General features: G+C 33.1%; 10 protein-coding genes and 1 CRISPR repeat array. Of the genes, 7 read left to right on the top strand and 3 right to left on the bottom strand.

Annotated features, from left to right (window positions below; translation table 11 throughout):
- Nucleotides 1-368 precede the first annotated feature (368 nt).
- The 3 genes from SPD90_RS07365 to SPD90_RS07355 all read left to right on the top strand — a co-directional run bounded on the left by SPD90_RS07365 (nucleotide 369) and on the right by SPD90_RS07355 (nucleotide 3,802).
- Nucleotides 369-1,061 carry an SGNH/GDSL hydrolase family protein gene (locus tag SPD90_RS07365; RefSeq protein ID WP_320625732.1) on the top strand — a complete coding sequence of 231 codons (693 nt, stop codon included), beginning with the start codon at nucleotides 369-371 and terminating at the stop codon, nucleotides 1,059-1,061.
- A 132-nt stretch (nucleotides 1,062-1,193) separates the two neighbouring features.
- A complete protein-coding gene (locus SPD90_RS07360) occupies nucleotides 1,194-1,871 on the top strand; it encodes a fructose-6-phosphate aldolase (protein ID WP_320924793.1) in 678 nt (225 codons plus the stop codon).
- A gap of 113 nt (nucleotides 1,872-1,984) precedes the next feature.
- Complete coding sequence (locus tag SPD90_RS07355; protein WP_320924792.1) at nucleotides 1,985-3,802, top strand: MutS-related protein; 1,818 nt, start codon at nucleotides 1,985-1,987, stop codon at nucleotides 3,800-3,802.
- A gap of 40 nt (nucleotides 3,803-3,842) precedes the next feature.
- On the opposite strand, the gene SPD90_RS07350 is transcribed toward SPD90_RS07355, so the two are convergent.
- On the bottom strand, nucleotides 3,843-4,055 hold the full coding sequence (locus tag SPD90_RS07350) for a helix-turn-helix domain-containing protein (protein WP_320624700.1): 213 nt from the start codon (nucleotides 4,053-4,055) through the stop codon (nucleotides 3,843-3,845).
- 10 nt (nucleotides 4,056-4,065) lie between these two features.
- On the bottom strand, nucleotides 4,066-4,545 hold the full coding sequence (locus tag SPD90_RS07345; protein ID WP_290686494.1) for a DUF2975 domain-containing protein: 480 nt from the start codon (nucleotides 4,543-4,545) through the stop codon (nucleotides 4,066-4,068).
- 213 nt (nucleotides 4,546-4,758) lie between these two features.
- On the opposite strand from SPD90_RS07345, the gene SPD90_RS07340 reads away from it, so the two are divergent.
- The 4 genes from SPD90_RS07340 (at nucleotide 4,759) to SPD90_RS07325 (ending at nucleotide 7,819) form a co-directional block, all read left to right on the top strand.
- Nucleotides 4,759-5,346, top strand: coding sequence for a xanthine phosphoribosyltransferase (locus SPD90_RS07340; RefSeq protein ID WP_334309409.1), 588 nt, complete (start codon nucleotides 4,759-4,761; stop codon nucleotides 5,344-5,346).
- A 59-nt stretch (nucleotides 5,347-5,405) separates the two neighbouring features.
- A complete protein-coding gene (locus tag SPD90_RS07335) occupies nucleotides 5,406-5,909 on the top strand; it encodes an NUDIX hydrolase (protein ID WP_320924790.1) in 504 nt (167 codons plus the stop codon).
- A 14-nt stretch (nucleotides 5,910-5,923) separates the two neighbouring features.
- Nucleotides 5,924-6,637: a CRISPR-associated endoribonuclease Cas6 gene (gene cas6 / locus SPD90_RS07330; RefSeq protein ID WP_320924789.1), complete on the top strand. Its 714-nt coding sequence runs from the start codon at nucleotides 5,924-5,926 to the stop codon at nucleotides 6,635-6,637.
- Between the two features lie 288 nt (nucleotides 6,638-6,925).
- Nucleotides 6,926-7,819 carry a sigma-70 family RNA polymerase sigma factor gene (locus SPD90_RS07325; protein WP_320924794.1) on the top strand — a complete coding sequence of 298 codons (894 nt, stop codon included), beginning with the start codon at nucleotides 6,926-6,928 and terminating at the stop codon, nucleotides 7,817-7,819.
- Here the strand turns inward: SPD90_RS07325 and SPD90_RS07320 are convergent.
- Nucleotides 7,816-8,772: a hypothetical protein gene (locus SPD90_RS07320; RefSeq protein ID WP_320924788.1), complete on the bottom strand. Its 957-nt coding sequence runs from the start codon at nucleotides 8,770-8,772 to the stop codon at nucleotides 7,816-7,818. The genes SPD90_RS07325 and SPD90_RS07320 overlap by 4 nt on opposite strands.
- Nucleotides 8,773-9,012: 240 nt before the next feature.
- A CRISPR array of direct repeats spans nucleotides 9,013-9,368; the repeat unit is 30 nt; unit sequence GCTTCAATACATCTCATGTTACTGTTAAAT.
- Between the last annotated feature and the right edge of the window lie 11 nt (nucleotides 9,369-9,379).

Here is a 9,379-nt window from a genome sequence, read left to right as displayed (position 1 = left end):
ATGCTAAGAGAGGTTTCTATTATCGATAAAACCTGATCCATGTATAAATCTATATTTGGTAGCTCATTAAATCTCGGAAGGTGAAAATCTAAAATTTCCTTTATATAATGAGAATCCTTAAAATCCAAATTTACCAGCTCCTTATTTATTTATTTAGTATCTACCTAGAAATTTTATCATTAAGAGGAAGGATAATCAATAGTAGTTTATATAATATTAAATACTCTATTATGTGATTTGAAATATAAAAGTTCTTGACTTAGTTACATAAAAAATATAACATAGTATTAGATACTAGTTTATATAAAATTATAAAATACATAAAATAGATATAAAAAGAATTGATAAAAAAGAAAGGTATGATATATATGAAAAAAATAGCTATATGGGGCGATTCTGTATTAAAGGGAGTTGTACTAGAAGATGGAAAGGATAAATATTCTCTATTAAAAAACAGTAGTGTAGAGCTAACTAAAAAGGAATTTGACTTCGATATAAAAAATAATTCTAAATTTGGACTTACAGTTACAAAGGCTATGAAGCTTATACAAAAGAGCTTATCTAGGGATGAGCTTCCAAATTACGCTTTGGTGGAATTGGGTGGAAATGACTGTGATTATAATTGGAAGGAAATTTCTAGAAATCCTGATGGAGAGTATTTGCCGAATACACCACTTCCTAAATTTAGAGAGAATATAAATAATATTATAGAAAACTTTAGACAAAAGGGCATCGAGCCTATTTTGACTAATTTACCTCCGCTTTCTTCTCAAAGATATTTTGATTGGTTTGGAAAAAACGGACTAAATACAGATAATATAAAAAAATGGATGGGCGATATAAATAGGATTTACAAGCATCAGGAGACTTATTCGCTTGCGCTTATGGATATTGCTAATGCACAAAAGTGCGATTTAATCGACATACGTACACCGATTATACTTGAGGGAAATACAGATGATTTTATATGTGAGGATGGAATTCATCCAAATGAAAGGGCGCATAAGTTGATCGCTGAGACATTTATAAATTATATTGCAAATAGAATAATTTGTGCGTAGTCGACTAGAAAGCTGCGGTAAATTTGAAATAAGTCTGAAAAATTTCTCAGGGGTGGAAAAAATGTGTATTAATTATTTTGGAATATACTGTTAAAATATAATTAAATAATTAATACGGAGAAAGGTGACATTATGAAATTAATAATAGACTACGCAAATTTAGAAAAAATAAAGGAAATGTATATGTACTATCCAGTAGATGGAGTTACTACAAACCCATCTATTTTAGCAAAGGAAAATAGAAACCCTTACGAAGTTTTAAAGGAAATCAGAGAATTCATAGGAGCTGAAGGAGAATTACACGTACAAGTAATATCAAAAATCGCTGAGGATATGGTTGAAGAGGCTGATAAAATAAGACAAGAGCTAGGCGACAATACTTACATAAAGGTACCAGTTACAAAGGAAGGCTTAAAGGCAATAAAAATCCTTGCAAAAAAAGGCGTTAATGTAACTGCAACAGCTATATACACACAAATGCAAGGTTATCTTGCAGGAAAGGCTGGAGCTAAATATGCAGCTCCTTATGTAAACAGAATAGATAACCTAGGGGCAAATGGAGTAAAGGTCGCAAAGGATATACACGATATATATGTTAAAAATAATATAGAAACAGAAGTAATAGCAGCTAGCTTCAAAAATTCTCAACAAGTTTTAGAATTAGCAAAATATGGAATCGGCGCTGCCACAATAGCTCCAGATGTAATGAACGGTTTAATTAAATTAGACGCTGTTACATGCGCTGTAGATGCATTTATAAAGGATTTCGAAAGCGTATGTGGAGAAAATGCAACAATGCTAAATATATAAATCATTATAAACCATTAAAAAATTAATAAATCTTAACAAACAAAAGAGTATAACAGACGGTAAAATCTGTTATACTTTTTTGTATAGAAAATTATTTACAGGGAGATTTTTAAATGAAAATTGAAGATTATAAAAAGAAGCGAGAAGAAATTGAAAAAAGCTTACAGGAGCTGAATAAAAAGAGCAATTTTATAAGCTGGATTAGAGTAGCTCTGTTTGTCGCGATTGTGGCATTGTTGTCGTATGGATATTTTAATAAAAATAACATATTTTATGGGTTGGTGTTGATTTTGACAGTTGTTTTCTTGGCAACTGTAAAGCTTCACAACAATATAGAGGCGAAAATTAAATACAGAGAAAGCAAGGGCAAGGTATATAAAAAGTACATCAAGAGATTAAATGGTACATGGTACGACTTCAGAGACAAGGGAACAGAGTACCTAGATGAAAAAATGCCTCATTTGAAGGACTTGGATATATTTGGAGAGGGCTCTCTATACCAGTATATCTGTAGCGCTAATACTGTCTACGGGAAGAAATGTTTAGTAAATCATCTTAAAAACACAGAGTACAATCTAGATGATATAACAAAGCATCAAAAGGCCGTCGAGGAGCTATCTCATATGCAGGAGTTTTCTGATGAGATAGAGACATTATCTAATTTGATAAACGAAAATAAAAAGAAAAACGTAAATAAAGAGATAAAAAAATTCTTAGAGGTTTGCGAGGATGAAGGCACTAATCAAGCCAGCATAAATCGATTTTTGATGTGGATACTGCCACCTGTATTTATAGCAGTTGTAGTATTGTTTTTAATAGGGATAAACCCAGTTAGATATGCAAATATTTTAAAATTAGTTTTGATTGTGAACCTTTTATTGGCATTTTTAAATATGCAAAGGAGCACAGCTGTGCTACTACCTGTAGCAGATTTTTATAAAAATATAAAGGTCTATGAGGATATATTTAAAGAAATTGAGATCAGGGAATTCACAAGCCCATATTTAAAAGAGCTAAAGCAAACTCTAAACAAAGACGGAGGAAGCTTAAAGGCACTAGGCGAACTCAAAAAAATAGGAGATTATATAGCGCTTAGACAGAACTTCGTCGCAAACGTCTTGTTAAATGGAGCGTTTTTATGGGATTTTCACTGTATAGATATGTTTGACAAATGGAAAATGAAATACGGAAAATATATAAGAACCTATCTAGAGGTCGTAGGCGAAATAGAAGCATTGATAAGCTTAGCGTCTATCACATATCTTAGAGACGACTATATGTTTGCAGATATAACTGAAGACGAAATACCTCAGATAGAATTTAAAGACCTAAAGCATCCTCTCATAAAAATAGAAGACGCAGTAGGAAATGGAGTCAGCCTAAAAGGTAAAACCTGCGTAATCACAGGCTCTAACATGTCAGGAAAGACTACCTTCCTAAGAAGCATAGGTATAAACCTAGTCCTAGCATATGCTGGAGGCTCCGTACTAGCGTCTGAATTTAACGCATCTGTAATGAAAATACTTACATCGATAAGAGTAGAGGACAATGTAAACAAGGGAATTTCCACTTTCTATGCAGAGCTACTTAGAATCAAGGACATGACAGAGTACAACAAAAACCAAAGCCCTATGATATGCTTAATAGACGAGATATTCAAGGGCACAAATTCAGCAGACAGGATAATATGCGCGACAGAGGCAATCAAAAAGCTCTCAAACACTTGGAGCATAACCCTAGTATCTACACACGACTTCGAGCTATGCAACCTAGAAAGCGACGAAAACATAAAAGCCGTAAACTACCATTTCGCTGAATACTACAAAGACGATGAAATTAAATTCGACTACAAAATAAGAGACGGAAGATGCGTAACTACTAACGCCAAATTCCTGCTTAAAATGGCAGGTATAGCCGATGTTGATATATAATAGATAAAAATAAAGTGATAGATATAGCTCTATCACTTTATTAATCATCGTCTTTAATATATTCTAATATATCTCCGGGCTGACAGTCTAATGCCTCACATATTTTGTCTAAAGTCGTAAATCTTATTGCCTTTGCCTTTCCGTTTTTTAAAATAGAAATATTTGCCATAGTTATCCCGACCTTCTCAGATAATTCCGTTACGCTCATTTTTTTCTGCGCTAAAACCACATCTAAATTAATTCTTATACTCATTTAAACACCTCTATATTGTTAGATCATTTTCATCCTTTAAATCGCACGCCTTTTGAACTAGATGTGCAAGTACAGCAGTAAAAACTGATATACACATCGCTACGAATATTATAAATAATATTATAATTAAAATACTTGGATGTAGCAAATTTAAAAATAATAAAATAATCGCACCTATAAAATATAAAATGCATTCTGATAGAGCGTATCTTCTGATTTTATTTAAAGAATCCATATTCTTTTTAGAAAATGAATTGTCGTTGTTGATTTCGTTTGAGATTTTCCAGCCTTCAAATAGCGCTCCGTAAAATGGAATCGCAGTTATCCATATAAATATTAGACAAGGATAGAACATATAGCTGTACTCTGGATATTCAGAGGCTATATCGCGCCCAAATATTGGAACTATGACCAAGGCTACAATTGCCAATATAATACAAGTTAGACTTATAAACAATTTTAATGATCTCGCTAATTCATTTTGCTTCATAATAAACCTCCTCAAGTTTAATTATTATGAGTTTATAATAACAGAGAAAAAAGGTCAAGTCAATAATTATTTATTGTTTATCGATAAAAAAATATTGTTTTTTAATATAAATAATTACATAAAAAGTTGAATTTAGCTGTTTTATGTACAGAAAAAACATATTATGGTATAATTAGCTCAATAGTTTAAAAATTAGATATAAAAATAGATGAGGTGACAGATTTGAAGGAATTAGAGGCGAAAATACTTAGCGAGGGGACTGCTATCAATGAAACAGTGCTTAAGGTAGACTGTTTTTTAAATCATCAAGTAGATCCTTTTCTAATGCAAAGAGTGGGAGAAGAATTTGCAGAGTACTATAAGGATAAAGGCATAACAAAGGTATTTACTATAGAAAGTTCGGGAATAGCTCCAGCTGTTATGACAGCGATAAAATTAAATGTACCTATGGTCATACTAAAAAAACAACAATCTAAAATATTAAATGGAGATGTTTACCAAACTAAGGTAACTTCATTTACAAAGGGAACTAGCTATGAACTTACTCTATCTAAAAAATACATAGACAAGGACGATAAAATTCTATTAATAGATGATTTTTTGGCAAATGGGGAAGCTGCTTTTGGTGGAATTAGATTGATTGAAGGATCAGGAGCGACAGTTTCAGGTGTAGGTATAGTTATAGAAAAATCATTCCAGCCTGGAAGACAAAGACTTGACGATGCAGGATACGATGTATATTCTCTTGCTAGAGTAAAAAGACTCGCTGAAGGTGTTATTGAATTTGTAGAAGAAGTGTAAATAGGTGGGACTGTTCGTTTTGAATAGTCCTTTAATAATGTCAGATAAAGGAGAAAAACATGGAATATTGGGATATTTACGACAAGGATAGAAATTTTACAGGTAAGAAAAAGGGCAAATACGAAAAATGGAATGAAGGCGAATACCATCTAGCTACAGAGGGCTGGATTATAAATTCTAAAAAACAAATCCTAGTCCAACAGAGATCTGATAAATGCGAGATTTTGCCTGGAGTATGGGCTCTTACAACAGGAAGAGTTATATCAGGTGAGACAACTAGACAGGGATGTGTAAGGGAGCTAAGAGAAGAGCTAGGCATCACAGTCAAAGAGGAGGACTGCCAGCTTGCCGGGACTTTCAATACTCGCCTTGGAATGATATGGGATATATATTTTGTCAGAAAGGACGTCGAGCTCAGCGATATAGTTCTTCAAGAGGAGGAGGTCGCTAGAGTTAAATTTGTGAGCACTGATGAGTTTAGACAAATGCTAAAAGAAGGTACAATGTACGAATACGAGGAGATATACGATTTACTAGATGCTATAGACAATAAACTTGATTAAGCGAGGCGAAAATTATGATATACAGATTGACTATAGAGTTCACTTTAGATAAAAAGCAGAAGCTAGACTACAACATAGGCTCCGTGCTTCAGGGGATAATGATGACATTTTTAGATAGAGATTACGGGGAGGTGCTTCATAGACAGTCCTTAAGACCGTATAGCCAGTATTTTGAAATCAAAAATAATAAGTATTATTGGGTGATAAATACATTGACTGAGGAGGCTAAGGCTGGAATTATAGATAAGATTTTAACATCAGATAGAAGAATTTTAGATTTGACATATAGAAAGACGAAGCTGATTATACAAAAGATGGAGTTATGTGAGGCTGTGATTTTAGATGATATTGGGAAAAGAGATATAGTAGTGAATTTCAAGACGCCGACTAGCTTTAAGAGGACTTCTGGAGGCTATGAGATTTTTCCGACAGTTAAGCATATTTTCAACAGTATTATAAATAAGTACAAAAATTTCTCAAAAAATGACTTAGAAGAAAATTTTCTTGAAAAAATTGTTGAAAATGTGGAAATTACAGGATATAATTTAAGAACAAGTCATTTTGGAGTGAAAGGAAATTATGTACCAGGATTTATGGGAACTGTAAATTTGAAGGTAAAGGGGAGTCAAGGCTTTAAAAATGAGGTTATGAAGCTATTACAATTTGCTATCTACAGCGGTGTAGGTCTCAAAGGAACCATGGGAATGGGGGCTTTTGAGATAAAATAACAAAAATCTACAAAAAAATTAAAAAAAAAGAAGGAATTTAAGTTAAAATGTAGAATATAATAAGGTATCACTAAAATATCGAAAAAACACATCAAAATCACACAAAATCTATAGTATTCAGCATTATAAAAATCGATATAAAAATTTTTAAAAACGAAATAAGGATATTTGTCGTATTTCGTGTAATTTTATTTGCTATGTATTAGTATTTTTAAAAATATATACTGATTGAAGTATATAAAGAGGGTAAATATTATTAAGGGGGTAAAAATGTCTATGGAGCTAGATATGAAAAATGTTGAAACAATTGAAAACGACATGGGAGAAGTATCAAAAGAATTTGCAAACCTAGATGATTCAGTAAAAATGTATTTGAAAGAAATAGGAAGTATACCTCTATTGACTAAAGAAGAGGAGCTAGAGCTTGCAAAAAAAGTTTCAGAAGGAGATGAACTAGCTAAACAAAAATTAGTAGAATCAAATCTCAGACTAGTAGTAAGTGTTGCTAGAAAATATTTGAGAAAAGGGATGCCTATGCTAGATTTAATTCAAGAGGGTACATTAGGTCTTATAAAGGCAGCCGAAAAATTCGACTACACAAAGGGCTTTAAATTCAGCACTTACGCAACTTGGTGGATTAGACAAGGCATCACACGTGCCATAGCCGACCAAGCCAGAACTATAAGAGTGCCAGTCCATATGGTAGAAAAAATAAATAAATTATCGAGCGTATCTGCATTACTAGCAGCAGAATTAGGCAGAGATCCAAAGCCAGAAGAAATCGCCGACAAAATGGACATGTCTGTAGACAAGGTCGTAGAAGTCATAAACGTCTCTCAAAAGCCGGCATCTATAGAATCCACAGTAGGAAAAGAAGACGACACTGAGCTAGAGGAAGTATTGCCAGACAAAAACGCTCTATCACCAGAAGAAATCGTAACAGCCTCTTTGCTAAAAGACCAAATAGAAGAAATCCTAGGAACCCTAACTGAAAAAGAAAAAGGCGTACTAGAACTTAGATTTGGCCTAAATGGAGGAGAAGCACATACTCTAGAAGAAGTCGGTAAGGCCTTCAACGTCACTAGAGAAAGAGCTAGACAGATAGAAAACAAAGCTCTTAGAAAGCTGTCTCATCCAACCCGCGCAAACAAGCTGATAGATTATTATTATGACATATGCTAGGCAAAACGCCTGTTAAAGCACCATGAGAAATTTTTTCTTGTGGTGTTTTTTAATGGCGTAGTTGCAGGCATAGTTGGACCGTGGCATCTTGGATAAATTGCTGCGTGGAGATTTTGGGAAAATGAATTTGACACAGAGAGAGACAATTTCTCGATGGACGCAGTCACCTTATGTATAACGATATATATAATCTCTCTAAATAATCTAGTATTTATATTTGATATATATAATCTAGTATTTGAATTTGATATATTAATTATTTGCTTGAACTTTAAAATCGTAAGGTTCGGATATGAATCCGCAAGGTTCGGAAATAAATCCGGTAGGTTCGGATGTGAATCCGTAAGGTTCGGAAATAAATCCGGTAGGTTCGGATGTAGATAGCCTTCAGTCGGATTTAAATCCGTAAGATTCGGATGTAGATGTCCTTCAGTCGGATTTAAATCCGATAGATTCGGATGTAGATGTCCTTCAGTCGGATTTAAATCCGTAAGATTCGGACATAGAGTACTTTCAGTCGGATTTAAATCCGTATCATTTGGATTAGAATCACTTTCTTCCTCAGATTTATTTTCTGGAGATTTTTGAGCACAATTATCTAAGGGGTTTGAGGGAGTATATTTTTCGTATTTATTTGGATCAACTAAAAAATAGTAATTAGGACCTAACGCACAGTAAATATAAGTTCCATGACCTTTCATAGTTATTTTTTCTAAAATGCCAATCTTAACCATTTTTCTAAATCTCTTGTAAATAGAAGCTTTTTTCATGTTCAAAATAGGCAAATCCTCCTCTATTTTTTGCCCATCTAAAAGGTAGTAAATTTTGTCGTTTTGCTCTATATAATTTGAGCTTTTTTCCTCTACAAAATCTTCAAGTAATAGTAAATCTGCTCCATCTAGTCCAAGTTGAGATGCAGCCTTTGGCGAAAATCCGCAAATTTTAAATTCCATGTTTTACCTCCTGAAAAGTTATTTTTTAGAGATAGATGGAGTTGGTTTTTGGGTAGTGGTGTGTTTGGAGTGCAATTTTGTTGGGATTTTTGGTGGAAATTCTCTATACATAGTAATTCGACTTTTGGTGGGGAAATCCTTTAAAATATGTGGATTTTAAGGAGTTTAATGTGGATGTGATTTAGTTAATGGTTAGGTGGATGTTCTAATAGGTAATTGTAAATGTCGTGGATAGTTATGGTTTTAATACATCACATGTTACTGTTAAATATTAAAAAAGAGTAGAAAATTAATCCTACTCTTTGGCTTCAATACATCTCATGTTACTGTTAAATATGTAAATGGGACTTCGATACATATAGCGGATGGCGCTTCAATACATCTCATGTTACTGTTAAATAGCTGAAACATTCGCTAAAGTTGTGGATGCTAATATGCTTCAATACATCTCATGTTACTGTTAAATTGATGGATACATATATGTATTTATCACCTCTAATGAGCTTCAATACATCTCATGTTACTGTTAAATTTATTTTTTACATACTGCAAATTGTTTTTTACTAGCTTCAATACATCTCATGTTACTGTTAAATAGCCAAGAAAT

Source organism: Intestinibacter sp. (assembly GCF_034113885.1).
Classification (GTDB): Bacteria; Bacillota; Clostridia; order Peptostreptococcales; family Peptostreptococcaceae; genus Intestinibacter.
This window is presented reverse-complemented; position numbering and strand designations above follow the sequence as displayed.